28 protein-coding genes and 3 pseudogenes are annotated in these 26,050 nt (G+C 70.4%); 14 read left to right on the forward strand and 17 right to left on the reverse strand.

Going from position 1 to position 26,050, the window contains the following annotated elements:
- Positions 1-9 precede the first annotated feature (9 nt).
- The 5 genes and pseudogenes from Prum_RS33470 (at position 10) to mgrA (ending at position 4,999) form a co-directional block, all read left to right on the forward strand.
- Positions 10-942, forward strand: coding sequence for a carbohydrate ABC transporter permease (locus Prum_RS33470; RefSeq protein WP_173080074.1), 933 nt, complete (start codon positions 10-12; stop codon positions 940-942).
- Positions 939-1,871: a carbohydrate ABC transporter permease gene (locus Prum_RS33475; protein WP_173080075.1), complete on the forward strand. Its 933-nt coding sequence runs from the start codon at positions 939-941 to the stop codon at positions 1,869-1,871. The genes Prum_RS33470 and Prum_RS33475 overlap by 4 nt, the downstream gene beginning before the upstream one ends.
- A 184-nt stretch (positions 1,872-2,055) precedes the next feature.
- Positions 2,056-3,059, forward strand: a pseudogene (locus Prum_RS52280) (beta-galactosidase); the annotation flags it as partial.
- Complete coding sequence (locus tag Prum_RS52285; protein ID WP_246278651.1) at positions 3,048-3,998, forward strand: beta-galactosidase; 951 nt, start codon at positions 3,048-3,050, stop codon at positions 3,996-3,998. The pseudogene Prum_RS52280 and the gene Prum_RS52285, both read left to right, overlap by 12 nt.
- A gap of 5 nt (positions 3,999-4,003) precedes the next feature.
- Positions 4,004-4,999 carry an L-glyceraldehyde 3-phosphate reductase gene (mgrA, locus tag Prum_RS33485; RefSeq protein WP_173080076.1) on the forward strand — a complete coding sequence of 332 codons (996 nt, stop codon included), beginning with the start codon at positions 4,004-4,006 and terminating at the stop codon, positions 4,997-4,999.
- On the opposite strand, the gene Prum_RS49880 is transcribed toward mgrA, so the two are convergent.
- Both Prum_RS49880 and Prum_RS33495 read right to left on the reverse strand, forming a co-directional pair.
- Positions 4,996-5,151, reverse strand: a complete 156-nt coding sequence (locus Prum_RS49880; protein ID WP_218577445.1) for an isocitrate/isopropylmalate family dehydrogenase — start codon at positions 5,149-5,151, stop codon at positions 4,996-4,998. The two genes, mgrA and Prum_RS49880, sit on opposite strands and share 4 nt — an antisense overlap.
- 273 nt (positions 5,152-5,424) lie before the next feature.
- On the reverse strand, positions 5,425-5,865 hold the full coding sequence (locus Prum_RS33495) for a MarR family winged helix-turn-helix transcriptional regulator (RefSeq protein ID WP_173080078.1): 441 nt from the start codon (positions 5,863-5,865) through the stop codon (positions 5,425-5,427).
- Between the two features lie 96 nt (positions 5,866-5,961).
- Here Prum_RS33495 and Prum_RS33500 point away from each other — a divergent pair, with 96 nt between their 5' ends.
- From Prum_RS33500 to Prum_RS33525, 6 genes and pseudogenes are all read left to right on the forward strand, one after another.
- On the forward strand, positions 5,962-7,047 hold the full coding sequence (locus Prum_RS33500) for a threonine aldolase family protein (RefSeq protein WP_173080079.1): 1,086 nt from the start codon (positions 5,962-5,964) through the stop codon (positions 7,045-7,047).
- A gap of 212 nt (positions 7,048-7,259) precedes the next feature.
- Positions 7,260-7,607: a hypothetical protein gene (locus Prum_RS33505; RefSeq protein WP_173080080.1), complete on the forward strand. Its 348-nt coding sequence runs from the start codon at positions 7,260-7,262 to the stop codon at positions 7,605-7,607.
- The gene (locus tag Prum_RS33510) at positions 7,604-8,473 is read left to right on the forward strand and encodes a MerR family transcriptional regulator (RefSeq protein WP_173080081.1); all 870 of its coding nucleotides are present in this window, start codon (positions 7,604-7,606) and stop codon (positions 8,471-8,473) included. The genes Prum_RS33505 and Prum_RS33510 overlap by 4 nt, the downstream gene beginning before the upstream one ends.
- Positions 8,474-8,563: 90 nt before the next feature.
- Positions 8,564-9,000, forward strand: a pseudogene (locus Prum_RS33515) (MerR family transcriptional regulator).
- Positions 8,997-9,299 carry a mercuric ion transporter MerT gene (merT, locus tag Prum_RS33520; RefSeq protein ID WP_218577447.1) on the forward strand — a complete coding sequence of 101 codons (303 nt, stop codon included), beginning with the start codon at positions 8,997-8,999 and terminating at the stop codon, positions 9,297-9,299. The pseudogene Prum_RS33515 and the gene merT overlap by 4 nt, the downstream one beginning before the upstream one ends.
- Before the next feature lie 41 nt (positions 9,300-9,340).
- On the forward strand, positions 9,341-9,547 hold the full coding sequence (locus tag Prum_RS33525; RefSeq protein ID WP_173080083.1) for a YnfA family protein: 207 nt from the start codon (positions 9,341-9,343) through the stop codon (positions 9,545-9,547).
- A 185-nt stretch (positions 9,548-9,732) separates the two neighbouring features.
- On the opposite strand, the gene Prum_RS33530 is transcribed toward Prum_RS33525, so the two are convergent.
- The 3 genes from Prum_RS33530 to Prum_RS33540 all read right to left on the reverse strand — a co-directional run bounded on the left by Prum_RS33530 (position 9,733) and on the right by Prum_RS33540 (position 12,473).
- Positions 9,733-10,686, reverse strand: a complete 954-nt coding sequence (locus Prum_RS33530) for an alpha/beta fold hydrolase (protein WP_173080085.1) — start codon at positions 10,684-10,686, stop codon at positions 9,733-9,735.
- A gap of 141 nt (positions 10,687-10,827) precedes the next feature.
- On the reverse strand, positions 10,828-11,445 hold the full coding sequence (locus Prum_RS33535) for a helix-turn-helix domain-containing protein (RefSeq protein ID WP_173080087.1): 618 nt from the start codon (positions 11,443-11,445) through the stop codon (positions 10,828-10,830).
- Positions 11,430-12,473, reverse strand: coding sequence for a hypothetical protein (locus Prum_RS33540; protein WP_173080089.1), 1,044 nt, complete (start codon positions 12,471-12,473; stop codon positions 11,430-11,432). The genes Prum_RS33535 and Prum_RS33540 overlap by 16 nt, the downstream gene beginning before the upstream one ends.
- 193 nt (positions 12,474-12,666) lie before the next feature.
- On the opposite strand from Prum_RS33540, the gene Prum_RS33545 reads away from it, so the two are divergent.
- Entirely contained in the window at positions 12,667-12,984 is a 318-nt protein-coding gene (locus tag Prum_RS33545) for a hypothetical protein (RefSeq protein WP_218577448.1), read from the forward strand.
- 353 nt (positions 12,985-13,337) lie between these two features.
- Here the strand turns inward: Prum_RS33545 and Prum_RS33550 are convergent, their stop codons facing one another.
- From Prum_RS33550 to Prum_RS33585, 9 genes and pseudogenes are all read right to left on the reverse strand, one after another.
- Positions 13,338-13,721 carry a hypothetical protein gene (locus tag Prum_RS33550; protein WP_173080093.1) on the reverse strand — a complete coding sequence of 128 codons (384 nt, stop codon included), beginning with the start codon at positions 13,719-13,721 and terminating at the stop codon, positions 13,338-13,340.
- A gap of 44 nt (positions 13,722-13,765) precedes the next feature.
- Entirely contained in the window at positions 13,766-14,428 is a 663-nt protein-coding gene (locus Prum_RS33555) for a cellulose binding domain-containing protein (protein WP_173080095.1), read from the reverse strand.
- 493 nt (positions 14,429-14,921) lie between these two features.
- Positions 14,922-15,797 carry an HAD-IC family P-type ATPase gene (locus tag Prum_RS53990; RefSeq protein ID WP_281369139.1) on the reverse strand — a complete coding sequence of 292 codons (876 nt, stop codon included), beginning with the start codon at positions 15,795-15,797 and terminating at the stop codon, positions 14,922-14,924.
- A 110-nt stretch (positions 15,798-15,907) separates the two neighbouring features.
- Positions 15,908-16,951 (reverse strand): annotated as a pseudogene (locus Prum_RS53995) (heavy metal translocating P-type ATPase); the annotation flags it as partial.
- Complete coding sequence (locus tag Prum_RS33565; protein WP_173080097.1) at positions 16,951-17,328, reverse strand: ArsR/SmtB family transcription factor; 378 nt, start codon at positions 17,326-17,328, stop codon at positions 16,951-16,953. The gene Prum_RS33565 and the pseudogene Prum_RS53995, both read right to left, overlap by 1 nt.
- Positions 17,329-17,769: 441 nt before the next feature.
- Positions 17,770-18,327: a vitamin K epoxide reductase family protein gene (locus tag Prum_RS33570; protein WP_246278253.1), complete on the reverse strand. Its 558-nt coding sequence runs from the start codon at positions 18,325-18,327 to the stop codon at positions 17,770-17,772.
- Between the two features lie 52 nt (positions 18,328-18,379).
- Positions 18,380-19,609: a cysteine desulfurase family protein gene (locus Prum_RS33575; protein WP_173080099.1), complete on the reverse strand. Its 1,230-nt coding sequence runs from the start codon at positions 19,607-19,609 to the stop codon at positions 18,380-18,382.
- 5 nt (positions 19,610-19,614) lie between these two features.
- On the reverse strand, positions 19,615-20,895 hold the full coding sequence (locus Prum_RS33580) for an MFS transporter (protein ID WP_173080101.1): 1,281 nt from the start codon (positions 20,893-20,895) through the stop codon (positions 19,615-19,617).
- Positions 20,892-22,247, reverse strand: a complete 1,356-nt coding sequence (locus tag Prum_RS33585) for an MBL fold metallo-hydrolase (RefSeq protein ID WP_218577449.1) — start codon at positions 22,245-22,247, stop codon at positions 20,892-20,894. Before Prum_RS33585 ends, Prum_RS33580 begins: the two co-directional genes overlap by 4 nt.
- Before the next feature lie 85 nt (positions 22,248-22,332).
- Here Prum_RS33585 and Prum_RS33590 point away from each other — a divergent pair, with 85 nt between their 5' ends.
- Positions 22,333-22,989 carry an ArsR/SmtB family transcription factor gene (locus Prum_RS33590; protein ID WP_173080103.1) on the forward strand — a complete coding sequence of 219 codons (657 nt, stop codon included), beginning with the start codon at positions 22,333-22,335 and terminating at the stop codon, positions 22,987-22,989.
- A 45-nt stretch (positions 22,990-23,034) separates the two neighbouring features.
- Here the strand turns inward: Prum_RS33590 and Prum_RS33595 are convergent, their stop codons facing one another.
- From Prum_RS33595 to Prum_RS52295, 3 genes are read right to left on the reverse strand one after another with little or no spacing between them, the layout of a single operon-like run.
- A complete protein-coding gene (locus Prum_RS33595; protein ID WP_173080105.1) occupies positions 23,035-23,832 on the reverse strand; it encodes a phosphotransferase family protein in 798 nt (265 codons plus the stop codon).
- Position 23,833: 1 nt separating this feature from the next.
- The gene (locus tag Prum_RS33600; protein WP_173080107.1) at positions 23,834-24,472 is read right to left on the reverse strand and encodes a class I SAM-dependent methyltransferase; all 639 of its coding nucleotides are present in this window, start codon (positions 24,470-24,472) and stop codon (positions 23,834-23,836) included.
- Entirely contained in the window at positions 24,469-25,092 is a 624-nt protein-coding gene (locus Prum_RS52295) for a TetR/AcrR family transcriptional regulator (protein ID WP_173080109.1), read from the reverse strand. Before Prum_RS52295 ends, Prum_RS33600 begins: the two co-directional genes overlap by 4 nt.
- A 70-nt stretch (positions 25,093-25,162) precedes the next feature.
- Between Prum_RS52295 and Prum_RS48895 the strand changes: the two genes are divergently transcribed.
- Positions 25,163-25,699 (forward strand): ATP-binding cassette domain-containing protein, encoded by a 537-nt coding sequence (locus Prum_RS48895; RefSeq protein WP_246278255.1) that lies wholly within the window; start codon positions 25,163-25,165, stop codon positions 25,697-25,699.
- Positions 25,700-26,050: the final 351 nt, after the last annotated feature.

The following is a 26,050-nucleotide window of genomic DNA, read 5'->3' on the forward strand; positions in this document are numbered from 1 at the left end:
GGGCCTGGCATGACCGCCACCACCGCAGCCCCGTACGAGGTCTCGCAGCGAGCACGGTCGACACGTCGCCGACCGGTGCGACACCGCGCGGCAGGGCCGCTGTTCGTCGCCCCGTTTCTCGTGCTCTTCGTCCTGCTCTTCCTCGCTCCGCTCGCCTACGCCGCCTACCTCAGCCTGTTCCAGCATCGGCTCATCGGCGGGACGACGTTCGTCGGCCTGGACAACTACGTCACCGCCGTGTCGGACCCACTGCTGATCCGAGGTGTACTGCGGGTCGCGACGTTCCTGGTGATCCAAGTGCCCGTGATGCTGCTGCTGGCACTGCTCTTCGCGCTCGCGCTCGACAGCGGCCTGCTGCGGCTCGCGCGCGTCGTGCGGCTGGGCATCTTCGTCCCGTACGCCGTCCCGAGCGTGGTCGCCGCGCTCATGTGGGGCTACCTCTACGGGCCGGACTACGGCCCGTTCGCTCAGCTGAGCAAGGCGTTCGGCCTGGCAATGCCGCGGTTCCTTACCGACGGGTGGATGCTCGGCAGCCTGGCGAACATCGTCACGTGGGAGTGGGTCGGCTACAACATGATCATCCTGTATGTCGCCCTGCGGGCCATTCCGCACGATCTCTACGAGGCGGCCGCGATGGACGGGGCCGGCGCCTGGCGGATCGCCTGGTCCGTCAAGCTTCCCGCGCTTCGGCCGGCGCTCCTGCTCACCATGGTGTTCTCGGTGATCGGCAGCTTCCAACTGTTCAACGAGCCGAACCTGCTGCAGCGCATCGCCCCGGACGTGATCGACAGCGCCTACACCGCGAACCTCTACGCCTACTCCCTCGCCTTCACCAGCCAGCAGGTCAACTACGCGGCCGCGGTCTCCTTCCTCCTAGGGATAGTCATCGTGATCGTGTCCTACGCCCTGCTGCTGACCGCGAACCGCAGGAGGTCCTCATGACCACCGCCACCATGACGAGCCGCGGCACCGCGACGGCCGACCGGGCACCGCGGCCCGCGGGCCGGCGCCGGTCGGCGGTGAACCGGCGCAGCATCCCGCTGACCATCGCCATGCTGGCCGCTCTGGCCTACTTCCTGCTGCCGCTGTTCTGGCTGCTGGTCGCCTCGACCAAGAGCACCCAGGACCTGTTCACGACGTTCGGACTGTGGCTATCGGACAGCCCGCAGCTGCTGACGAACATCTGGGCGACCCTGACCCACGACGACGGCGTCTTCGTACGCTGGCTGGTGAACACCCTCATCTACGCCGTCGCCAGTTCGCTGGGTGCCGCGCTGCTGGCCGCCGCCGCCGGTTACGGGTTCGCCAAGTTCCGGTTCCGCGGCGACCGTGCCGCCTTCAACCTGGTGCTCGGCGCCGTCATGGTGCCGACCACCGCCCTGGCGATCCCGACGTACCTGCTCTTCGCGAAGGTGGAACTGGTCAACACCCCCTGGGCCATCATCCTGCCCTCGCTCGTCAGCCCCTTCGGCCTGTACCTCATGCGCATCTACGCGCAGGACGCCGTCCCGGACAGCGTCATCGAGGCAGCCCGCATCGACGGGGCCGGGGAGCTCCAGATCTTCTTCCGGATCGCCATGCGGCTGCTGGCACCGGGGCTGGTCACCGTCGTGCTCTTCACGCTCGTCGCGACCTGGAACAACTACTTCCTGCCCCTCATCATGCTCAACGACCCGCGCCTGTACCCCATCACGGTCGGGCTTGCCTCCTGGGCGTCCCAGGCCGTCGGCGGCGGATCCGGTGCCAACAGCGACATGCTCGCGCTCGTCGTGACCGGGTCCATGCTCTCGATCGTCCCGCTCGTCGTGGCTTTCCTACTGCTGCAGCGCTACTGGCAGAGCGGCCTGGCCACCGGCGGCGTCAAACAGTGACAGGCCGACGGCACGCGCAACCCTCACCACAAACGCGCTCCGCGTCTACAGAAAGTGATACACAGTGGAACCTGCCGGAAGTGGCCCGATGACCACCGTGCTCCGCGTGCCGGGCATCGCCTACGGCGGCGACTACAACCCCGAGCAGTGGCCCGAGGATGTCTGGATCGAAGACATGCGCCTGATGCGCGAGGCCGGGGTGACCATGGTCAGTGTCGGCGTCTTCTCGTGGGCGCTGCTGGAGCCCGCCGAGGGCCGGTACGACTTTTCGCGCATGGACCGGATCCTCGATCTGTTGCACGACAACGGCATCGCGGCCGACCTGGCCACCCCCACGGCCGCGCCGCCCGCCTGGTTTTTCCGCGCCTACCCCGAGGCCCTGCCGGTCGACCGGGACGGACGTACCCTGTGGCCAGGCAGCCGCCAGACGTTCTGCCCCAGCAACCCCGCCTACCGGTCAGCAGCCCTACGCATCGCCGGAGCGCTCGGCGAACGGTACGCCGACCACCCTGCCCTCGCCATGTGGCACGTGCACAACGAATACGGCTGCCACAACGCCGCCTGCTACTGCGACACCAGCGCCGCCGCCTTCCGCACCTGGCTGCGCACCCGCTACGACGACGACCTGCGCACCCTCAACCAGGCATGGGGGCCACCGTTTGGAGCCAGTGGTACTACTCGTGGGAGGAGATCCTGCCGCCCCGCGCCACGGGCGCCGACCCCAATCCCATGCACCGCTTGGACTGGCGGCGCTTCTGCTCCGACGAACTGCTCTCGCTGTACACCGCCGAACGCGACGTGCTGCGCCGCATCGCCCCGGACATTCCCGCCACCACCAACTTCATGGTCGTGCGCAACTTCGACGCCCTCGACTATTGGCGCTGGGCTCCCGGAGTGGACGTCGTCTCCAACGACCACTACCTGATGTCCGACGACCCGGAGCCCGAAGTCGACATCGCCCTCAGCGGCGACCTGGTGCGCTCGCTAGGCGGCGGCCGGCCCTGGCTGGTCATGGAGCACTCCACCGGTGCGGTCAACTGGCAACACGTCAACCGTGCCAAGCGGCCGGGGGAGATGCACCGCAACGCGCTGGCCCACGTCGCCCACGGCGCCGACGGTATCGCCTTCTTTCAATGGCGAGCGGCAACAAACGGCGCCGAGCAATGGCACTCGGCAATGCTTCCCCACGCGGGCACCGACAGCCGCATCTGGGACGACGTCGTCCGCCTCGGCGCGGACCTGAAGGCACTCGCGGAGGTACGGGGCAGCGAGAGCGCCGCGCGGGTCGCCATCGTCTGGGACTGGGACGCCCGCTGGGCCCTCGAACTGCCCTCCCAGCCCAGCGGCGAACTGCGCTACCAGGACCTGGTGCGGGACTGGTACGCGCCGCTGTGGCGAGCGGGCGTCGCCGTTGACTTCGTCAGCCCCGGCAGCCCCAACCTCGACCGCTACCGACTGGTGCTCGTCCCCAGCCTTTACCTGGTCGACGACGCTGGCGCGGCGAACCTCACGAACTTCGCCGAGCGCGGCGGCACCCTGGTTGTCGGCTTCCACAGCGGCGCCGTCGACGAAAACTGCCACATCCGCCTGGGCGGTTACCCGGGCGCCTTCCGGGACGTCCTCGGTGTGCGCACCGACGAGTTGTTTCCCTTGCTGCCTGGCGAAAGAGTCGGCCTCACCGGCGACGTGCCGGCGGGGGCGACGGCTGGTCTGTGGTCGGAGCGGCTCCGGCTCGCCGGCGCTGAAGCCGTCGCCACGTACGCCGACGGTCCGGTGGCCGGCATCCCAGCCGTTACCCGCCGCACTCGCGGCAGCGGAGCTGCCTGGTACCTGGCGACCCACCCCGACTCCACCACACTGGCGGCCGTGCTCGACCGCATCCGACGGGAGGCGGGCGTACAGCCGGAGCGTGCGGCGCCGGCCGGGATCGAGGTGGTCCGGCGTTGCGGTGCGGACGCGGACTATCTGTTCCTGATCGACCACGCTGGAGTCGGCGCCGAGGTCACCGCTGATGGCGTCGAACTCCTCACTGGCAAGACGGTCTGCGGCTCCGTCACCGTCCCTGCTGGAGGCGTCGCGGTCGTCCGAGAGCCGCACCGACCGGCACCCAGAAACTGGCGAGGCTGATCAACATGGCGTACGTGGCAAGCCCGAAACGATACGACGACATGGTCTACCGGCGCAGCGGCCGCAGCGGGTTGAAGCTGCCCGCGATCTCCCTGGGACTGTGGCACAACTTCGGCCACGACCGCCCCGCCGAGCGCCAGCGCGAGATCGTGCGGCGCGCGTTCGACCTCGGCGTGACCCACTTCGACCTGGCCAACAACTACGGCCCGCCGTATGGCGCGGCTGAGGAGAACTTCGGCCGGATACTGGCCGCGGACCTGAAGCCGTACCGCGACGAGCTGGTCATCGCGACGAAGGCCGGCTACGACATGTGGCCCGGCCCGTACGGTGACTGGGGTTCGCGCAAATACCTGACCGCGTCGCTGGACCAGTCGCTGCGGCGGATGGGCCTGGACTACGTCGACGTCTTCTACTCGCACCGCTTCGACCCGGACACGCCGATCGAGGAGACGATGGGCGCGCTGGACGCGGCCGTGCGCGCGGGCAAGGCGCTGTACGCCGGCATCTCGTCGTACACGTCGGCGCAGACGCGCCGGGCCGCGGCGATCCTGAGGGACCTGGGCACGCCGCTGCTGATCCACCAGCCGTCGTACTCGATGTTCAATCGCTGGACCGAACGCGACCAGCTGCTGGACACGCTGGCCGACGTCGGCGCGGGCTGCATCGCGTTCTCGCCGCTGGCGCAGGGCCTGCTCACCGACCGCTACCTCAACGGGGTGCCGGACGACTCGCGCATGCGCAGCAGCCGGTTCCTCGACGAGGACGCGCTGACCCTGGGCAAGCGGGTGAAGGTCGAGGGGCTCAACGCGATCGCCAAGCGGCGCGGGCAGTCGCTGGCGCAGCTGGCGCTGGCCTGGGCGCTGCGCGACGAGCGGATGACCAGCGTCGTGATCGGGGCGTCGAGCGTGGCGCAGCTGGAGGGCAACGTGGTCGCGCTGGGCGACCTGCACTTCACGGCCGAGGAACTCGCCGAGATCGACCAGTTCGCGACCGAGGGCTAGTTGTCGAGGAGGTGTTTGATGATCGCGGCGGTGACCTCGGTGGTGGACGCGGTGCCACCGATGTCGCGGCTGTGGGTGCCGTTGGCGGTGGTGGTTTCGATGGCGCGGTGAATGGCTTTCGCCTCGTCGTTGAGTCCGAAGTGTTCGAACATGGAGGGGAAGCGTCGCTCGGGGTTGAGGTTGGCGCTGGCGGCGATGCCGAGGCTGCCGGCGAGAGCGCTGCCAGGGTCGGAGAGATGTCGGCGTTGAGTTGGATGCGACGACAACCGAGAGGTCCTCGGGGTGGAGCACGAACTTCGCCGGCCATGGCGTCGACGAGGACGCTCTCGCTTTCCACGTCGGGGTGGTCGGCGGCGACCCGGCCGCGACCAACACCAGGACAGCGGCGAGCGCGGCCGCGCGTCGGCGACCGGAATATGTGTGGATCATTCGGTGGCCTCCGCCAAGGTCTGCAGCGCCCGCACCACCGCGGCGCGCTCATCTTCAGGGACACGTTCAAGCAGGGCGGTCAGCCGCTGCTGGCGGGCCTCGGCCAGCCGGCCGGCAGCGGATGCGCCGGCCTCGGTCAACTCCAGCAGCACCCCGCGGCCGTCCTCGACCGCCGCCTGTCGGCTGATCCAGCCGCGCCCGACAAGGTTGGTGACCAGGCGGGAGACGGTGCTTTTCTCCAGGCGCAGCCGCCGGGCCAGCTCCACCTGGCGCAGCCGGCCATCCCGGGCGACCTCGGTCAGCGCGTGCGCCTCCGAGACCGGCAGTGGCTGCCCACATGGCGTCCGGTCCGGCTGGTGCAGACCGAAGCCGCGCACGAAACGCATCAGCGCGTCTTGCGCTACCGCGACATCGGCGGTCTCATCCGGGTCGGCCATGGTTCGACCGCACAACCAACTGGTTCGACTGTACAACCATCGTGATGTCGGTCACGACCTATTGCCATGAGTTTGCAACAGCGACAGTCTGTGATCATGACGACGCCCCAGACCGGCAGTCCCGTCCGCCAAGCCCTGTTCCTACACGCGCCGATCCGCCGGCAGCCGCACCTGGTGCTGCGTCAGATGCTCGACTACGTCGACCCGGACACGCCGCCGGACGGACCTGACGGGCCTGTGGCGCAGTTGGAGCGCAGCCTGGCCACCCTGCTCGGCAAACCAGCGGCGCTGTTCTTTCCCACCGGCACGATGGCCCAGCAGACCGCGCTGCGTATCCACGCCGACCGGCGCGGCCGCCCGGCGTTCGCCGCCCACCCCCAGTCCCATCTGCAGGCGTGGGAGAAACAGGGCTACGCCGCCGTACACGGGTTGCGGTTCCACCCCGCCGGCGACCGGCACCGGCTGATGACCGGCGACGACCTGGCCGCGATCGGCGAGCCGCTCGGCGCCGTGGTCTGGGAACTGCCGCAACGCGACATCGGTGGCCTACTACCCGCCTGGGACGACTTGACCGCCCAGGTGAGCGCCGTCCGCGCCACCGGCGCCGCCACCCACCTGGACGGCGCCCGCCTGTGGGAGGCACAACCGTTCTACCAACGGCCACTGGCCGAGATCGCCGCGCTGTTCGACACCGCCTACGTGTCGCTCTACAAAGGACTACAGGGCATCCGCGGCGCCGTCCTCGCCGCAGACGAGACCACCATCCGCGAGGCAGCCGTCTGGCGCACCCGGCTCGGCGGAAACATCCACGACGCCTGGCCGCTGGCGTTGGCGGCACTGGTAGGGCTCGACACCCTCGCGGCACGGACGGTCGCCTACCACGCCCACACCATCGCACTGGTTCAAGCGATCAACACCGATGGCGCCGCCCTGGCCTGGCCGGACCCACCCCAAACGCCGATCTTCCACGTCCACCTGCCGGCAGCACCAGCCGCCGTCGAAAACGCCGCCACCGCCATGCTCACCGACCGAGGCATCCAGATGTTCGGCCGGACTCGCTCGGCACCCGACCCCACCCGCTGCAGCTTCGAGATCAGCGTCGGCGACAACGCCATGGCGTTCACACCCACCCAGGTCGTCGACCTCATCCGCGAACTGCTCCACCGGGCCGCGGCAAGCTAACGGTAGCCAAGAAACACCCACTAGAGGGTTCTCGCCGCCAGGCTGATCCTTCAGAACCGCGAAGCTACGCCGGTGGCCGCCCTCCCAACCGGTCTTCTGGATGTGCGCGTAACCCGATCGGGTCCGGACTTGTATCCGGTACCCAGGTACAGGTTTACCGTCGAACCAGACGGCGCCGAACCGGCGCCAGGAGCCGCCCTCGGGGGTATGCGATGGATGTCCAGGTGCCCGACGCGTGCACGTTGCCGACCGCGGAGCAGCCGCTACGGCTGGCCGAGTTCGACGAGCTGTTCGCCACCGCGGTACGCCGGGTGGAACCGATCGCCGCCGATCACGTGCGGATGTCGCTGACCGGCCCCACGGGGCTCGCGGAGAAGGTGCGGGACCTGACCGCGCGAGAGAGCGAGTGCTGCTCCTTCTTCGCCTTCACCATCACCCCGCAACCGGCCACCGACGGCGAGGCGCTGGCCCTCGACATCAGCGTGCCGGCCGTCTACACCGACGTGTTGGACTCGTTGGCGCAGCGGGCCGCGGCCGTCTCGACGGGCACCGCGTCGTGACCGCCTTGCTGTATCTGGCCGAGCTCGCCGACCGCGCCGGTGTGCCGGCTGCGCGGATGCGGGACTTCGACGACGCGGGGCTGTTGCCGGCCGCGCGCCGGGACGGTGACCGGTACGGCTACCACCCGGATGAGGCCACCGTCGTGCGGCTGTTTGACGACGCGGATCGGCTCGGCATCCCCACCGCCGACCTGACCGACCTGGCCGCCGGCTGGCGGTCCGGTGACTGCCAGGCCGCTCAAGACACCCTCGCCCACGCCGTGACCCGCCGCACCACCGTCGTCCAGGACCAGATCACCGCCCAACTGCGCGACGCCATGCAGGCGGGTGCCGGCAGGGACCGGTGGGCGCAGGTCACCGGCGACAGCCTCCCGGCGTTTGAGCAGGCCGCCTGCCTCCAGGCAGCCTCGAAGGTGCTGGCCGGCGCCGACCACACCGGCCCGTGCGGCCCCGAGTGTGCGTGCACGACCGCGTTGACCGCACCGGCCGCCACCTACCAGTTCCCGGGCGGTGACGGCGACGCGTTGAGCTGCGACCTGGCCGCCGCCGGCGGCGACGCGCAGCAGCGGATCGGCGCCTGGCAGCAGGTCCTGGCCCAGGTTCAGGCCCGCGAGCCGCTGCCGGATACCACCACCGGGTTGGCGTTGCGGTTCCCGCTGGACGGGGACCTGGCCGCGATCCTTGCCCGGCTGGCCGCCGCCGAGTACCGGTGCTGCTCCTTCGGCTCCTACACCCTCGTCATTGACGGCGACGGGCTGACGCTGCAGGTCCGCATGCCCGACGGCGCCGCCGACCAACTCGCTGCCGTGCCCGGCACCCCCGACACACCCGCATGGGAGGCACCTGGTGCGAACGATCGACCGTGAGGAACTACTCATCCTGCTCGGCAAAGCCGACTGGACACTAGCCGGCCTGCCCCTGCACGGCACCCGCACGACCACACCGGAGGCCGCCTGATGACCACCGAACGCGCCGGGCTGCGCACTGGTGAGGTCGCCGAACAGGCCGGCGTCAACATCCAAACCCTGCGCTACTACGAACGCCGCGGCCTGCTCGCCCAACCACGGCGCAGCATCGGCGGGCACCGCATCTACCCCGAAGACACCGTCACCCTGCTCGGCGTCATCAAAACCGCGCAACGGCTCGGCTTCACCCTCGACGAGGTCGCTGAACTCCTCGAAGCCGGCCGGCGCCGCCACCCTCACCCGACCTTCGCCAACGCGCCACCGACAAGATCACCGAGATCGACGCCAAGATTGCCGACCTGACCGCGATGCGTGACGCGCTCACCGAGGTTGTTGCCGCCGAGTGCGACAGCCTCGCCAACTGCACCTGCCCCGACTGCCCGATCCCTTTCATCGACATCAATCGCCTGGACGGAACCCGCCCATGACCCTGCCCACGAAGTCGCCGGCCGCCGCCGGCCACCAACCCACCCCGATCCAGATCGACAACAAACCACCCACCCGGAGCAAGGTCACCGGCGCATTGGCCGCCCTCGCCTGCGCCGCCTGCTGCGCCCTGCCGCTGCTCATCGCCGCTGGCGTACTCACCGGTGCCGGCGCTGGCCTCCTGGAGAAGACCCTCATCGCTGTCGCCGCCATCCTGGGCGCCGCCGCCCTGGGCATGTGGTGGCTGCACCGGCGCCGCGGCGCCCGCGCTGGCTGCGGCACCGCAGGCTGTGACTGCTGATCTCGACGTGTTTCGGCGTCGCAGTGTGGTGGCATACCCCAGTGACGATCCTCCGGTCCATCGCCCTGTTCCTGGCCGCCGCTGTCGCTGAGATCGGCGGCGCGTGGCTCGTCTGGCAAGGTGTCCGCGAACACCGCCTCGCCTGGGCCATCGTCGTGGACAAGTTCCGCCCCGACCGCTACGACCTGACCGGCGCCGCACTCTGCCTGGCCGGCGTCGCCGTCATCATGTACGCACCACGCGGCTAAACGCCGAGCGGGGGCGCTGACTCGACCCACGGGGTTGGCGGTGCGGGGGTTGACCTCGTCGGCGTCGGCGTTGGGGTTGCTGCTGCCGGTGCCGCGCCGCGATCTGACGGTTCTCGATGTTCGCGAGTTTGGGCACCATCCCCAAGGGCTCACCGGCTTGTTTCCGCCCTGCTCCCGATGCTGACTCACGGTGGTGACGCGCGTCGCCGGTCCGCGCGATTCGCGGCATGATCGCGCGCCGCGTACGCAGATGGGCGTGCTGGCTGTCCACGACGCCGGATTCGGGGCTCCCGAGGGGTTCGGCTCGGGCGGGGGTGGACCGATTCGATGAAGGTGATCAGCTCCTCTGAGAGGAGTTCGGGTGCGAGCACGGGCGCGAAGTGGCCGACGCCCGGCAGTTCGCGGATGTGCGTGTCGGGGACATGCCGGGCGATGTGCTCTGCCGACTCGGCCCACAGGGCCTTGAGCAAGGTCTGCTCGCCGCGCAGGACCAGCACCGGGACACTTACCTGCTCGAGCGCCTCGGGGTCGATGGACCGTGGGCCTTCGTAGGCGCGGTCCTGCCTGAGGTCGTTGAGCAGGGCCGGGACGGCGCCCGCCCAGCGCTCGAAGAAGGTCGTCGGCTCCAAGGCGGCGACTTCGTCGTCGGTGCAGATCCCGGCGGCGAAGGCGCGGATGGCGTCGACGAGCCGGCCGTCGGCAGCAGCCATGCCCACCTTCTGCAACGCGGCGCCGAGCCGTGGCATGTCGGCTTCTCCCGAGCCGGGGACGACCGGCTCGTAGGTGGCGACGGCGATCACCGAGTCGCTCTGCGCCGCCGCGCCCAGACACCACGGCCCGCTGCCCGACCAGCCCACGACGCCCACCGGCTCGCCGATGCTGTCGACGAAGGCGGTGACGTCCTCGACCAGGCGCGGCGGCGTGTGGTCGGGGTGGTCGCCCGACAGGCCGCGGCCGCGGGTGCTCGGCAGGTAGCAGGTGAACCGGTCGGTGAGGTGTGGCAGCAGCGCCTCCCAGGCGAGGTCGCCGTGTCCGATCCCGCCGTGGACCAGCACCAGTGCCGGTCCTTCACCCGCGACTCGTCCGGCGAGCTCGGTGCCGTCGGCGCAGACGGCTCGGTGGATCCGCTTGTCGTTCATGGTGGTGCTCCCGATCGTTTCGGCGCCGGTGGTTGGCGCGTCTTCGAAAGGACGCTAGGAAGCGCGTCGGGTGCGGGGCATCGGCGGAACCAGCCGACCTGCGGCGGCTCGGCTACGCGGTCCTGCGTAGTCGCGTCCGGCTCAACGGGTGGTGGCCATCCCGCGCTCGATGGCGTAACGGGCGGCCTGGGTGCGGGAGGTGACACCGAGCTTGTGGTAGATGTTCGTCAGGTGCCGGCCGACCGTGCGGTCGCTGATGAACAACTGCTCGCCGATCTCCCGGTTGGAGCGTCCTTCGGCGACGAGCGTCAGCACCTCGCACTCGCGCCGGCTCAGTCCGTCGGGCGCCTCCGCACCCGGCCGGGGGACGCCCAGCAGCTCGTACGCCTCTTGCGCCCGTGTGTCCTCCGCGGCGGCGGACGCCTCATCGCCGAGTGCCCTGTATGTCTCGGCCAGGCGGGTGCAGGTGGTGGCGACGTCGTGGGTCGCGCCGATCCCGTGCCAGCGCCGGCAGGCGTCGCGCAGCACCGGAAGGGCCTGCTCGGCGTGGCCTTCGGCCAGCAGCATTGCGCCGCGCGCACCGGCCGCCATCGCCTGCAGCCCGGAGGTGGCATAGGTCGCTGCCGTCGCCGCGAGCTCGGAGGCTGCGGCCGACGCGTCGCCCGGTCGTCCCGCGGCAACCGCGATCTCGACCGCGGCAGCGCACAACGGCGCCCTGCGCAGCCAATCGCTGCCCACGGCCGTCAGGGCGGTGCGCACGGACGTCGCGGCTCCCGCGGCGTCGCCACCCAGGAGCTGCAGCAGGGCCCGACCCGGCTGCGGGTCGCGCCCACGGGCGTGCGCCTCGTCGTAGGCGCCTGCGGCGCTCGGGTCGCCGCGCAGCCGGCGCGCCTCGGCCACGACGTACCATGCCTCGGCGGCATAGTCGATCCGGTTGGCATCGAGGTCCGGCACGACCTGCAGCGCTGTGCGCTCGGCGTCGTTCCACCTGCCGTGGATGAGGTGGAGCTGAGCCCGGTGCACCGCGCACAGACCCCGAACGCCACCGCCGCGGGGAATGTGGCCAACCACCGCTCGGCCAGGTCGGTCCACCGAGCCATCCGGCGGACGTCGACGACCTCGTGGCACGCCGTGATGGTGTGGCAGTAGAGGGTGCCGGACACGAACGGGGCGAGCTCGCCATCCAGGACGGCGATCATCGCCTCGTCGAGCAGCCTCAGCCCGTCGATCACATGGCCCGACCTGATCAGCGCGCGACCCTCGCCGTTGAGGCCAATGGCCACCAGGTCGGGCTGACCGAGCCGACGGCCGAGGTCCCGCACCTGGCGTGCCGCATCCACCGCCGCCGCCGGCTGCCCGGCCTGCAGGCTCGGCTCCACCCCCGTCAGATGCAGCAGCAGCCCGTGCACCGGGCACACCGGGACACCCTCCAGCAGGTGTCCGGCGCGGCCGATCCACCCCATGCCCTGCGGCTCGTCGCCCCGCGCCAGGTGCAAGACGCCCAGCACCAGGGCGGCCCCTGCGGCCTCCACCGGTCGGGAGTCAGCCAGGAACGCGTCGCATGCCGCGGCGCTGAGCCGCAGGTTGTCCTCGATGCGGCCGAGCCACCACACGGCATCTGCATAGTCGGCGAGGTCGTCCGCGGCGAGTTGCCCGGTCGGGACGGCGTCGAAGCGCAACGCGGCGGTCGCCCAGTCGCGCGCCGCGTAGGCCTCCCGCGCCTGGGTCAGGCTGTGCATGTGCTCGTCCACCCGCTGTCCTCCACCGACGGTCAACACGCTACCCACCGCTATCCCCACCCTCAGCCCATTCAGGCACTCTCGTGCCCAATCCCGTGGGTCACGATCGGCCAGGCGGCCCCTGCAACGGCTGGGGCGGGTGTTCACGAACATTCGCGCAGGACGGGCCGACGAGGAGCGCCGAAAATTGGCGAACATCTGGCTCCCATTCTCGCGAACGAAACCACGGGTGCATCATCGGATGGTGCAGGTGTTGGTGCTGTACTTCGCGAGCTGTCCGAACTGGCCCGAAGCCGGGCGACGGGTCCGGCACGCCCTCGACCAGGTAGGTCACCCAGAGACGGCCGTGACGTTCGTCCCGGTGGAGACCGACGCCGAGGCAGCGGCCCTCGGCTTGCGAGGCTCGCCAACCATCACCGTCGACGGCGAGGACCTGTTCCCGGCCGTCCTACCACCGGCCGGGCTGAGCTGCCGGATTTACCCCACGACAAGCGGCCCGGCCGGGGTTCCCGACCTGCCAGACCTCATCGCGGCACTTCGAGAAAGGGCACGCCGATGACCGCCCAGACCCCGCCCGTCACCGAACTGCGCCGATGCGGCTGCTGCGACCGGGACCGACCCGCCGGCAAGGTCGCCGAACTGGGCAACACCCCCGGGGTGTACATCTGCGCAGGGTGCGCCCTGTGGGCAGCACGCCGTGCCGGACTGCTGTCCGCCCTGGCTGACGTCCGTTACCCAGGAAGGCGGCTACTGCGATCCTGGCGGCACCGGCGAGGCAACCCGCGACGGTGAGGAATCGGCCCCTTCACCGCGAAGGTGGCCGCCGCGCCGCGAGGTCACGTCCTTATCTTGGCGAGAACCTGGCGGTGACCGGAGTCGACCGGTCGCTGTCGACCAGATCGGCCGAGGTGTTCAGGCTGTGACGATGATGCTGAGGCTCCAGCGGAGTACGGGTGACGGGCAGGGCGTCGGTAGGTGGTTGCACGGGTCGTCTGTGGTGGTGGACATTGCGGTTTGTCCGGCTGCAGTCGCGAGGTAGCGGGCGACGAGCGGCTGGCCGGTGGGGTAGCCACCGACGACATCGCGCTCGACGATGACCCCATTTGCGGCGGTCCTCGGTGGGAGGTAGGCGCTGGGCAGGCTGACCACGAGCGTGTCGCCGACACGCAGCCGCTCTGTGCTCTGGTTGTCGGCTGTGGTCACGGTGATGGTCTGACCCGTGTCGGGTACGTCGACGACGTTGACGTGCAGTGTCCACAGTGTGGTGGGCAGGGCGCATGGGGGCGAGGTATGCAAGCAGGCGTAGTCCGTGCGCGTCGTTATGTCGACCGGGCCTGCCGCTACAGCGTGGTACGACGCGGCGAGGGGTTGTCCGGTGGGATAGCCGCCGCTGGTCGACAGTTGCGCGAGGCCGGGGCCGCTGACCGTTGGGGAAGGAAGTCGGGTCCAAGGGCTACGCCGAGCGTCTGCCCGACGAGCAGGGTGACGGTGCGCTGGTTGTCGGCCTGGGTGACCGTGACGTCAACCCCGCTGGGCGGCGTCGCACTCGTGGGTCCGGAACTGGGCGGCGTGGACGTGTCGTTCCCGCAGCTCAGGGCGGGAGCCGGAGCGAGGCCAGATAGCTGCGCGCCGAAGGTGGTCGATGCCGCGGGGGCGAGCACTCCGTTGTACGAGGCGTTGACCGCCGTCACGGTGGTGCCGGTCGTGCTGACAGCGGCGTTCCATGCCGCTACGACGCGCTGGCCGGTGCCGAGGGTCCAGGTCACGGTCCATTTCGTGGCGGTCGTCGCCGAGGTGTTGGTAACCGTGACGGAAACGACTTGACCGCCGGTTGCCCCGGTGCCCCATTGCGAGTCGATGCGCGCGGTGGCACGGCACCCGCCGTCCCCGGGGGTAGACGCTGCCGCGCCGGCCACCGCCGAGGTCATCACGGCGGCGGCAAGCAGACCCGTGCCCGCCACGATCCCACACACGGCCAGGGTCGACCGCCTGGATACAGCCATGACAACCAACCCTTCCCATCCCAGAACGAGGGCCCCGGCCATGCGTCGAGGCCGACAACTAACGATGGGCCAGAACGCCCGCCCGACGCCGCGAACCAGAGCACCAATACCGTAATGCGCCCGACATCGAGATCGCCAGACGTCAATGTATCGATGCCGGCGCCTACGCTCGCACTCCGCGGGTTACTGCACACAGCGCTGGTGAGCTTGCCAGGCTTGGATTTCTTGATCGGCGCGGTGAAGGTGCCTGCCTCGCCCTCGTAGCCCAGGTCAGCGAGGGCGGCAAGATCGTCCCCAGTCCATTCGGTCAACGCGGCCCCGAATCTCGGGACCGGCCTTGAGACAGGTGAGGTGATCCGCTACCGCCGCGCGTTGCGATCGGGCGCGGTGGTTTGTGCCGCGGCGGTGGTGGCTGGCTGGCAGCAGGCGCAACCCGGCTCGCACCCGCACCCGTCCGGCTCGTCCGGGGTGGAGGCGGCCGCCGCACTTAGGGTCAGCATCGTGCGCGCACCGGCCGACCCCGCGCCCGCCGCGGCGGGGGTGTAGCGGCGGCGAGGACGGCCTGTTTGGCCGGCTCCGATGCTGGCGTCTGAGTGGCGGCCGTGGCGGGCGGTAGCGCGACGGTGCGGGCGGCGCGGACGGCGTTGGCGATGACCACGACCTCGGCCAGTTCGTGGATGAACACGACGGTGGCCAGGCCGAGCACGCCGACGGCGGCGAGCGGGATCAGGGCGCCGATGATGAGCATCGACAGGCCCACGTTCTGCAGCATGATCCACCGCGCGCGGCGGGCATGGCCCAGCAGTTGAGGCAGATGCCGCAAGTCTTCGCCCATCAACGCCACGTCGGCGGTTTCGATGGCCACGTCGGTCCCCATCGCGCCCATGGCGATGCCGACGTCGGCGGTGGCCAGGGCGGGGGCGTCGTTGATGCCGTCGCCGACCATCGCAATGCCGCCCGAACCGCGCCGCAGCCGGCCGATCAGGTCGGCCTTGTCCTGCGGGCGTAGGTCGGCGTGCACGGCGGTGATGCCGGCCGCAGCGGCCAGGGCCTGAGCGGTGCGCGGGTTGTCGCCGGTGAGCATCGCCACCGACACACCCAGCTTCCGCAACGCCGCAACGGTGTCGGCGGCCTCGCCGCGCAATTCGTCCCGCACCGCGAGGACACCGATCGGGGTGCCGTCCTGTTCGACCACCACCACGGTCGCGCCGGCGGTTTGCAGCCGGGTCACGTCCGTGTTCAGCGCGGCGGGGTCGACGAAGCCGGGCCGGCCGAGCCGTACCGGTACGCCGTCCAGCGTGCCGACAAGGCCGGCGCCGGCGACGGCTTGCACGTCCTGGGCCGGGGCAGGCGTGTCGATCTCGGCCAGGACCGCCTTGGCGAGGGGTGTTCGCTGCGCGCCTCCAACGAGGCGGCGACGTGCAGCACCTGCTGTCGGCTGAACCCGTTGGCCGGCACGACCTCGACGACGCGAGGCTGGTTGCGGGTCAGGGTGCCGGTCTTGTCCAACGCGACCACGCGGATGCGGCCCAGGCGTTCCACGGCAAGGCCACCCTTGACCAGGGCCCCGGTCCGGCTGGACGCCCCGATCGCGGCGACCACCGTCAACGGCACCGCGATGGCCAGAGCGCATGGCGACGCGGCGACCAGCACGATCAATGCCCGCTCGATCCACACCCGGGGGTCGTCGAGCAGGCTGCCGGCCACCGCGATCACGGTGGCCAGCAGCATGATGCCGGGTACCAGCGGCCGGGCGATCCGGTCGGCCAGCCGCTGCCCGGCCCCCTTGCGTTCCTGGGCCTGCTCCACGATGTGCACGATGCGGGCCAGGGAGCTGTCCGCCGCCACCGCGGTGACCTCGACCTCGACCACGCCGCCGCCGTTGATCGCCCCCGCGTAGACGACGTCGCCGGCGCTTGCCTCCACCGGTACCGACTCGCCGGTGATCGCGGACAGGTCCAACACGGTGCGCCCGGAACGCAGCACGCCGTCGGTCGCGGCGCGCTCGCCGGGGCGCAGCACCAGCACGTCACCGACCCGCAGTTGCTGGGGGTCCACCAATATCTCGGCGCCGCTGCGCAGTACCGTCGCGGTGCGCGGCACCAGGTCCAGCAGCGCCCGCAACCCGCGGCGGGTGCGGGTGACCGCGTACTCTTCCAGGCCCTCGGCGATGGAGAACAGCACGCCGAGCATCGCCGCCTCGGCGATCTTGCCCAACGCCACCGCGCCGATCGCGGCGATCATCATCAGGGTGGCCACCCCGATCTTGCCGCGTAGCAGCCGGCGGATCGCGCCGGGCACGAACGACGCGGCGCCGACCACAGCCGAGCCGAGCTCCAGTACCGTCGTGGCGGTGTCGAACCCGGCTCGCCCGACGCCCCAACCGGCCGCCAGCAAGACCGCCGCAACGGCGGCCAGCTGCAGCTCGCGGACCTGCCACCACCGGCCCTGCCCGTCGTCGTGATGGTCGTCGGTGGTGGAGGTGTTCGTGGAGACCTCGTCACCGCAGCAGTCGGCACCCATCAGCGCGTGACCTCCTTCACGCCGGCAACGCCGTACCCCAGTCCCTCCACATGAATGGCAGCGTCCGCACCTTCGGGCGCGCACGCCGGATCCACCGTCAACACCAAACTCAGCAGATCACCCAATGCGTGTCCGAGCCGCCGGTCGGCCAGCTCGTAGCGCATTCGCCGGCCCTGCGGCACCGCCACCACCAGGCCACACCCACGCAGGCAGGCCAGGTGATTGGACACGATCTGCCGTGACACCCCCAGCAGGTCCGCCAGATCCGCCGGATAGGCCGGGGCCTCCCGCAAGGCCAGCAGCAGCCGTGCCCGCGTCGGATCCGACAGGGCATGCCCGAACCGGGCCAGCACCTGCCCGTACGACACCGTCTCCATAACTCATGAGAGTACAGCGAACTCTGGATACAGCAAATCCTGTATTAGGGTGCTTGCGGTCGTGAAGCGGCGTTGAGCCCCGCCATCGCCGCAGTCGTATGTCATCGTGTCGGGGGCACAGGCCGTCATCGATCACCGGTACGCCGCCCTTGGGCGTACGGCTGATCAGCCAGAGTCGCCAGGCCCGGCGCAGATATGGGCCGGAGTGTCCGGCAGCGGCTCACATGCGCGCTCCCACCCCCGATGCGGTCCCAGCCGCCACCGGGGCACTGACGCAGCGCCCGGGTCGTAAACCGCACCCGCTCTCCCTTCGCCCATCAGCGAAGCAGCTCAGCAGCGGCCCGGCTCGGCCATGTGACCATGGCCGAGCCGGGTGAACGGGCGACCGCCGTCACAACAAGGTGCGCCAGTACGTCCAGAACGCCTCGCCGATCAGCAGGGTCAGGATGAGCAGCCACGCCACCGGGATCGCGGTGTGCAGGCGGGTGACGGCGGTGACCGCCGGCCGCCAGGAGGCGGGGCCGGGAGGTGGCCGCGGTCGAGGTTGTGCAGTGTGGTGTAGCTGAACACGATGATCGTGACCACCCACACGACCATGCAGTACGGGCACAGCGCGCCGATCCGGTAGAGGCTTTGTACGAACAGCCAGTGCACCAACCCGATGCCGAGGATCGTGCCGGCCTGCATGCTGAGCCACCACCAGCGGGGCAGCCGGATCCCTCCGAGTACGGCGACGCCGGTGGCGACCACCACTGGAAACATGGCCACGCCGAGCAGCGGGTTGGGAAAGCCGAACACTTCAGCCTGCGGAGTGTTCATGACCGACCCGCAGGACAGGATCGGGTTGATCGAGCAACTGGGCGTGTAGCCGGGATCGCGCAGCAGCGCGATCTTCTCCACGATCAGGACGAATGCGGCGACGCCGCCGAGCAGCCCGCCGACGGTCAGGACCCAGCCGACCAGCCGGTCGCTGATCGGGCTCCCTCTGAGGACCGACAAGATCACAGGACGGCTCGCGCAACTCGCCACGATCGGCGCGTGGGACTCCTTCTCAGCCGCGCAGGTCCGAATCCTCACCGGCTGATTCCACGGCCGCACAGAGCCGTTCGCGTTCGGCGTCGGAGTGCCGTCTGCGCGCGGCCGTGGCGAGCAGGTTGGCTGCTTGGTCGACGTCGGCGGTGGTGGTCCATCGGCCTAGCGACAGGCGTATCGCCCCGAGCGCGCGGTCGCGGTCGAGGCTCATGGCGGTCAGGACGGGTGAGGGTTCGGTGATACCGCTGTGGCAGGCGGATCCGGTGGAGGCGGCCAGTTGGGGGACGGCGGCGAGCAGCTCGGTTCCTGGTACGCCGGTGATGCTGATGTTGAGGGTGTTGGGCAACCGCTGATCGGCATGCCCGTGGAGGTGTATCCGGTCGGGCAGGGCGGTGTTGAGGGCCTGGTGGAGCCGGTCCCGCAGCTCGGTCAGTCGGGACAGTTCGCTGTCGAGGTTGGCGCGGCTGAGGTTGGCGGCGGTGCCGAGCGCGACGGCGTAGGGGACGTTCTCGGTGCCCGCGCGGAGGCCGTGTTCTTGTCCGCCGCCGTAGATGATGGGTTCCAGGGTCAGGCCGGGGCGCCGGTATAGGGCGGCGATGCCCTTGGGCGCGTACATCTTGTGCCCGACCAAGGTGACCAGGTCGACACCGAGCGCGTCGACGTCGATGGGTATTTTGCCGGCGGCTTGGGCGGCGTCGGTGTGTATTACCGCGCCGTGGGTGTGGGCGATGGCGGCGAGTTCGGCGATCGGCTGGATGGTGCCGGTCTCGTTGTTGGCCAGCATGATCGACACGAGGGCGGTGCGTGGAGTGATCGCCGCGTGCAGGTCGGCCGGGTCGACTAGGCCGTGGGCGTCGACGGGCAGGACGGTGACCTTGATGCCGTGCAGGCGGTGCAGGGCTTGGCAGGTGGCCAGCACGGCGGGATGCTCGGTGGCCTGGGTGATCACATGCCGCCGGTGGTCGGGGGCGGCGAGGACGGTGCCGCGGATGGCGAGGTTGTCGGCCTCGGACCCGGAGCCGGTGAACACGATCCCGGTCGGGTCGGCGCCGATAAGCGCCGCAACTTGTGTACGGGCGGTGGCGAGCGCTGCGGCGGGGGCGGTGGCGTAGCGGTGGGCGCTGGACGGGTTGCCGAAGCCGGTGGCCAGGTAGGGCCGCATCGCGGTGACCACGGCCGGGTCGATGGGTGTGGTGGCGTTGTAGTCCAGGTAGATCGGCTCGCCGTCCAGGCCGGGATGCGTGCTCATCCTCTTCACCCCTTCGTTGAGGCTGGTGCCGGGTGGCGCTGGTGGGTCTCGTACATGCGGATCGCGACGATGATGCCGGAGGCGGCGGTGATCGCGGCGACGAGCCAGATCGCCGCTCGTAGGCCGAGCAGGTCGGCGGTGATCCCGGCGATCAGGGCGCCGGCGACGTAGCCGAGGTCGCGCCAGAGCCGGTAGACGCCGACGGCGCGGGCCCGCCAGGTGGGGTGGGCGACGTCGCCGATGACGGCGAGCAGGACCGGGTACACCATGGCGGTGCCAAGGCCCATCAGGACGGCGGCGATCGCCCACACCGCGAAGTCGGTGGTGGCGGCGACCAGCGCGATCCCGGCGGCCTGCACCAGCATGCCGGCGGCGATGAGCCATTTGCGACCCCACCGGTCCGACAGTCCGCCGGTGATCATTTGCCCGAAACCCCAGACTCCCGGATACAGGGCGACGAGGACGCCGATGCGGGCGACGCCGAGGCCGGACGTGGCGAACAGGATCGGAAACAGGCCCCAGGCGAGGCTGTCGTTGAGGTTGTTCACCAGCCCGGCCTGGCTGGCGGCGGACAGGGCCTTGTCGCGGAAGCTGGTGAGGGTGAAGATTTGCCGACCGGGCAGGGCGTCGTCGTGCTCGCCGTGGCGCGGGATGTGGGTGCGGGCCTCGTGCCGGGCGTGGTGGACGGTCTCCTTGACAAACAGCGTCGACAGGCCCAAACCCAGGGCGGCGAAGGCGAGCCCGAGCAGGAACGGCGCCGGACGCAGCCCGTGTTCGGCGGCCAGAGCGCCGGTCGCCGCCGAGGTGGCGGCGAGGGCGAGGTAGCCGGCGGCCTCGTTGAAGCCCATGGCCAGGCCACGGCGGGCCGGGCCGACGAGGTCGATCTTCATGACGATGGTGGTGGACCAGGTCAGGCCCTGGTTGACGCCGAGCAGGACGTTCGCGGCGATGACCCACCACCACGACGGCGCCCAGATCAGCAGCACGGGCACGGGCAGGCCGATCAGCCACCCCGCGACGAGGACCGGTTTGCGGCCGTAGCGGTCCGACAGCGCACCGGCGGCCAGGTTCGTCAGTGCCTTGGTGACGCCGAACGCGACGATGAAGGTCAGCGACGCGGTGAACGCGCCGATGCCGAACACCTGGTCGGCCAGCAGCGGCAGCACCGTGCGCTCCTGGCCGATCATCCCGCCGACCAGGGCGTTGACCGCGACCAGGAGGATGAACTGGGGCAGATTTTCGCGCAGGCCCAGCCGCGGCGGTGCCGGGCTTGCGGTGGTGGTCATCGGCCGGTGGCCAGGGTCCGGCCGGTGGCCGTGGCCCAGTCGTGGGCGCCTCCGGCGAGGATGGACACCTGGGTGTGGCCGGCGCGTTCGAGCAGGCTCGCGCCGGTGGCGGCGCGCTCGCCGTGCCCGCACATCACCGTCACCGCACCGGCAGGAACGCTGCTCGCGTGGCCGGTCAGGTCGCCGAGTTCGATCAGGTCCGCGCCGGGCAGGTGCCCGGCGGCGGTCTCGCTGGCCTGGCGCACATCGAGCACATTGGCGGTGTCCATCTCAGCCGCGTTCACCACCCGGGCCGTGGCCACCTGTTCGCCGGCGGTCGACCAGGCCGCGAGTCCACCGGTGAGTTCCCCGACGATCGTGGTGTAGCCGACGTTGAGGGCGGGCCACCGGATGTCGGCGGGGTCCTGGCCGGGGTTGCGCACGATGACGATGGGTACCTCGGGTGGGATCAGCCAGCCCAGCCAGGTGGCGTACTGGGCGCGCAATGGGATCGCGATCGAGCCGGGGATGTGCCCGGCGGCGTAGTCGCGCACCGGCCGCACGTCGACCACGATCGCGCCGTCACCGAGCAGGCGCCGCACCCGCGCGGCGTCGAGTGGGGCGAGCAGCGGCGGGGTGGTGATCACCTGCCCGTGGCGGTTGAGCTCGCCGAGCCGGGCGAAGTAGACCGGGTAGGAGCCGAGGCTGTCGATCAGCATCCGCGCGAACGTGTCCTCGTCGGGTGCGGCCAGCAGCGGGTTGGCCTGCTTCTGCTCGCCGATGGTGGAGGTGCGGGCGGCGCCGGGTGGGGCGGAGCAGAACGAGCCCGCGCCGTGGGTGGGCCACACGGCGGTCGCGTCGGCCAGGGACGCCAGCCGCCGCAGCGAGGAGTACTGCGCACGGGCCAGTTCCTCGGTGCGATCGGGGCTGATCAGGTCGGTGCGGGCGGCGGCCCCGACGATCAGCGACCCGCCGGTGAACACCCCGATCTCGCGGTCGCCGTCGAGCAGCAGGAACGACAGGTGTTCCGGAGTGTGGCCGGGTGTGGCCAGGGCGCGCAGGGTGAGCCCGCCAAGGTCGACCTCGGCGCCGTCGTCGAGGCGCAGGTGGTCGAACGTGCGCTGTCCGGCGGCCGAGGCCAGGATCTGCGTGCCGTGGTCGTAGGCGAGTTGACGGGCGCCGGACAGGAAGTCGGCGTGCAGGTGGGTCTCGGCCGCGTACGCGATCCGCAGACCATGTTTGGTCGCGGTGGCGTCGGTGGCGCGCAGGTCCAGAGATGGGTCGACGGCCAGGGCGCGGCCGTCGCCGAGGTCGAGCAGGTATGCCGAGTTGCCCAGGCCCTCGTCCACGAGTGGGATAAGGCTGCCGTCCACGTGTCACGTCCTCCTCGCGGCGCGGGTGGCGGTCACCCGAACCCATCTCCTACAATATTCCATAGAACTTTGGAGGATGATGGCTTTGGGTGACCGTCAGCACAAGACCGCGCTGTTCGACCAGTTCGCCCGGGTTGGCAAGGCCCTCGCCTCGGGCAAACGCCTGGAGCTGCTGGACCTGCTCGCCCAAGGCGAACGCGACGTCGCCTCGGTGGCAGCAGCGGCGGATGTCGGGGTGAGCACCGCGTCGGCGCACCTGCAGACGCTGCGCCAGGCGAACCTGGTCACCACCCGCCGCGACGGCACCCGCATCCTGTACTCCTTGGCCGGACGCGACGTCGCCGACCTGTTCGCCCGGCTGCGCGAGGTCGCCCAGTCACATCTACCCGACGTCGAAGCCGCCCGCGTCACCTACCTCGGCGAGGACGGCGGCCGGCCGGTCACCCGCGACGAGTTGCACCGGCTGGCCAAGACCACGACTGTCACTGTGCTGGACGTGCGCCCGCGCGAGGAGTACGCGGCCGGTCACATCCCCGGCGCGGTCAGCATCCCCCTGGACCAGTTGGCCGACCGGCTCGCCGAGCTACCTAACGACGGGCAGATCGTCGCCTACTGCCGAGGCGCGTACTGCGTGCTCGCTCACGACGCGGTACGGCTGCTGCGCGCCCACGGCCGCGACGCGATCCGCCTGGCCGACGGCATGCTCGAATGGCGTCTGGCGAGTCTGCCGGTCGCCGCCTGACCCGACGTTCAACCAGCGGAGGACAGCGACGGTCACCCGGCGCGTTCATCGCCCGGCCTGGCGCCGGGCACGGTCGAGCAAGCCGATGAGCGTGGGTTGCTCGATGTCGATGCCCTCCGAAAGACGCGCGGCGGTGTGCACGACCAGCCACGAGGCCACCTGCCGCAACGGTACGGGTGAGCCGCCGGCGTACGCCCGCGCGTAGCCGTGCGCGAACACCGACCGGCCAGTCGCCATCAGAGCGCGCAAGAACAAGGGGGTGCCGGGCAGGGGATCAGCCCACCGCAGCAGCAGGAGCGTGCGCGCGTGATCGGCTTCGGGAACGCCGCAAGTGGCGCCCACCCAGTCGATGATGTTGACCCGGTCGGCGGCGACCAGAGCGTTGCCCGGGTGGTAGTCGCCGTGGCACACGCGATCGCCGTCCGGTAGCCCGTTCAGAACCCGCAAGGCGAAGTCGCGCAACTGCGCGGGCATTGCCGCGTCCTCGATGCGGGCGGCCAGCACCTGGCGCAGATCGGGAAGGCTGCCCTGGGCGCGGACGGCGTGGATGGCAAGGTGGGCCTTGGCCAGCGCGCGGGCCAAGCCAAGCACACGCCACGGTTGGCGTTGCAGCAGCACCAGCATGTCCGACCCGCCGAGGCGTTCCAGCACCAAGCCGGTGCGGCCATCGCGGTCGACGACGTCAATCAGCCTCGGGGCGAGGCCCTGACCGTCCAGTTTGGCCAGTGCCACCCCTTCGGCGCGGTGCCCGCCGAATCCGGGGCGGTACAGCTTGACGACCGCGTCGTCACCCCACGCGTACACGTCGGCCTCGCGGCCAGCTCCAAGTTTGGCTCCGATCACGTCAGCTGCCCGGCATCGGCTTGCGGGCGTGGACGCGTTCGATGGTGCCGGCCTTGACGCGTTCGACCTCGATGATCTCGAACCCGGCTGCGCGTACGAGCGGGAGTTGGCGGCGGGTGAAGTGTTCACCGGCGGTGCGGATGGTTAGCCGTTCGAGGAGCCACTGGGCGGCGTGGATGGGTGGCCAGGTGCTGGCGGTGTGGTCAAGTAGCAGCAGTCGCCCGCCGGGCACAAGCACCCGTTTCATCTGGCCGATGGTGGTGGCCGGGTCGGGGATCGTGCACAGCGACAGCGCGCAGACGACCGTGTCGAACGCCTCGTCGGCGAACGGTAGCGCTTGGGCGTCGCCGGTGTGGAGGTCGACGGCGCGGCCGAGGTCGGCGGCGCGCCGCTTGGCTCTGGCCAGCATTGCCGGGCTCAGCTCGATGCCGGTGATCGACGCGTCGGTGGGGTAGTGCGGCAGGTTGAGGCCGGTGCCGATCGCGACTTCCAGGACGCGGCCCTGGGCGCGGGCGCCGAGCCATTCCCGGCCGCCGCCGAACCAGATCCTCTCGAAGATGGCGATCTGCTTGTCGTAGCCCGGTGCGGTCTTCTCCCAGGCACGCAGGACCTTGGCGGTCTCGTCCGGTGTCGCGTTCACGATGTGCTCCAACCGGGTGGTAGGCAGCCGAGCCCATTGTCTGTGGCTGCGGCGGTGATGACTCCGGCGATGACCTGCCGGACCCGGTCGGGGGCCAGGTCCGGGTCGGGTTGCCCGGCGTCGAGCCAGGCGATGATCGCCTCGATCGCCGCGGTCGGAGCCAGTTGCGCCGCCCATCGTGCCCACGCCTGATCGGTGACGAATTTCGAGATCTGCAAGTGGGCAATCTCGGTGACCTCAGCGCGGAACCGGTCAGCCGCGGCTCTGAACTCCGGCTCCCGGGCGGCGTGCACGAACAGCAGCCGGAACCCATCCGGTTCGGCGATCGCGGCCTTGAGTAAGCCGTCGACGCTGGCGTCGGTGAACCCGCCCACCGGCTCGGCCACGTGGTCGGACATGACGGCGCAGAACCGGTCCAGGGCCGCCTGGTACAGGTCGGTCTTGGAGTCGAAATGCCGATACAGGATCACGCGGGTGATCCCGGCCTCGCCGGCGATGTCATCCAGGTTCGTCGCGGCGAACCCGTTGCGCGCGAAAGCCGTCGTCGCCGCTGCGAGGATCTGCTCCCGCCGCTGGGCGCGCGGCAGCCGCCGCACCGGCTCGGACCTCGCATCCGTCACGATCACCGCCTCCGTCCGCTTGTTCACTCTGAAGTGTACTTGTACCTATGTTTACTTTCAAGGTTACATATTGAGCCTGGCCATCCCGCGCGGTGTCATTTACGGGCTGCTCGGCCCCAACGGCGCGGGCAAAACCACCCTGATTCGCGTCCTCGCCACCCTCCTGCGGCCCGATTCCGGCACCGCCCTGGTGGCCGGGTACGACGTCGCCCGCAACCCAGCACAGGTACGCGACCGCATCGGCCTGGCTGGGCAGTTCGCCGCCGTCGACGACCACCTCGCCGGCCGGGAGAACATCACCATGATCGGCCGCCTCTACGGACTGACCCGCCGCGAGGCCGGCACCCGCGCCAACCAGATCATCGAACGCATCCACCTCGCCGCCGCCGCATCGACCTCGCCGCGAGCCTCATCGGGCCCAGGTGCTGTTCCTCGACACCCTCCCGGCGACTTGGACGGCTACCACCTGTACCACGCCACCCGCGCCGAACTGCTGCGCGAACTCGGCCACCCGGACCAGGCCCGCGCCGCGGACCGCCGCGCCCTTGAGCTGACCGCCAACCCGGCCGAACAGGCCGTCCTTCAGCAGCGCCTCACCTGGACCTAAATCAGCCCTCTAGGGGGACGGCACCGGTGGGCCGAAAATGCATCGGATGAAAGGGACGAAGGGACAAATAGTCGCGGGGTTCTCGTGGACACCACCACACTGAAGGTTGTGAGGGCCATCGGCGTACTCGCGCAGGCGTGGGCGTCTTTCGACCAGCGCTTGTGGGGTGAGGCGTACGGCAAGTTCGCGACGGCCGACGCCGCCACGCCGCTCGATCTCGATGATCTTGAGAGGTTCGCGCTCGCCGCGTACTTGACCGGACATGAGGAATCCACGCTCGGGTGGACGCGTGCCCACCGCGAAGCTCTCCGTCGCGACGATCCGCGGCGGGCCGCCCGGAACGCCTTGATG

The sequence above is a fragment of the Phytohabitans rumicis genome, from assembly GCF_011764445.1.
Lineage (GTDB): Bacteria > Actinomycetota > Actinomycetes > Mycobacteriales > Micromonosporaceae > Phytohabitans > Phytohabitans rumicis.

Excerpts from the sequence above, each read along its gene's own strand:
- Prum_RS33470 (WP_173080074.1), top strand. The coding sequence starts at position 10 with ATGACCGCCACCACCGCAGCCCCGTACGAGGTCTCGCAGCGAGCACGG.
- Prum_RS52285 (WP_246278651.1), top strand. The coding sequence starts at position 3,048 with ATGCTTCCCCACGCGGGCACCGACAGCCGCATCTGGGACGACGTCGTC.
- Prum_RS33575 (WP_173080099.1), bottom strand. The coding sequence starts at position 19,609 with ATGAGCACGCATCCCGGCCTGGACGGCGAGCCGATCTACCTGGACTAC.
- merT (WP_218577447.1), top strand. The coding sequence starts at position 8,997 with ATGACCCTGCCCACGAAGTCGCCGGCCGCCGCCGGCCACCAACCCACC.
- Prum_RS49880 (WP_218577445.1), bottom strand. The coding sequence starts at position 5,151 with ATGTTCGAACACTTCGGACTCAACGACGAGGCGAAAGCCATTCACCGC.
- Prum_RS33475 (WP_173080075.1), top strand. The coding sequence starts at position 939 with ATGACCACCGCCACCATGACGAGCCGCGGCACCGCGACGGCCGACCGG.
- Prum_RS33565 (WP_173080097.1), bottom strand. The coding sequence starts at position 17,328 with ATGGAGACGGTGTCGTACGGGCAGGTGCTGGCCCGGTTCGGGCATGCC.
- Prum_RS33555 (WP_173080095.1), bottom strand. The coding sequence starts at position 14,428 with ATGGCTGTATCCAGGCGGTCGACCCTGGCCGTGTGTGGGATCGTGGCG.
- Prum_RS33580 (WP_173080101.1), bottom strand. The coding sequence starts at position 20,895 with ATGACCACCACCGCAAGCCCGGCACCGCCGCGGCTGGGCCTGCGCGAA.
- mgrA (WP_173080076.1), top strand. The coding sequence starts at position 4,004 with ATGGCGTACGTGGCAAGCCCGAAACGATACGACGACATGGTCTACCGG.
- Prum_RS33545 (WP_218577448.1), top strand. The coding sequence starts at position 12,667 with ATGGTGCAGGTGTTGGTGCTGTACTTCGCGAGCTGTCCGAACTGGCCC.
- Prum_RS33495 (WP_173080078.1), bottom strand. The coding sequence starts at position 5,865 with ATGGCCGACCCGGATGAGACCGCCGATGTCGCGGTAGCGCAAGACGCG.
- Prum_RS33505 (WP_173080080.1), top strand. The coding sequence starts at position 7,260 with ATGGATGTCCAGGTGCCCGACGCGTGCACGTTGCCGACCGCGGAGCAG.
- Prum_RS33530 (WP_173080085.1), bottom strand. The coding sequence starts at position 10,686 with ATGAACGACAAGCGGATCCACCGAGCCGTCTGCGCCGACGGCACCGAG.
- Prum_RS33500 (WP_173080079.1), top strand. The coding sequence starts at position 5,962 with ATGACGACGCCCCAGACCGGCAGTCCCGTCCGCCAAGCCCTGTTCCTA.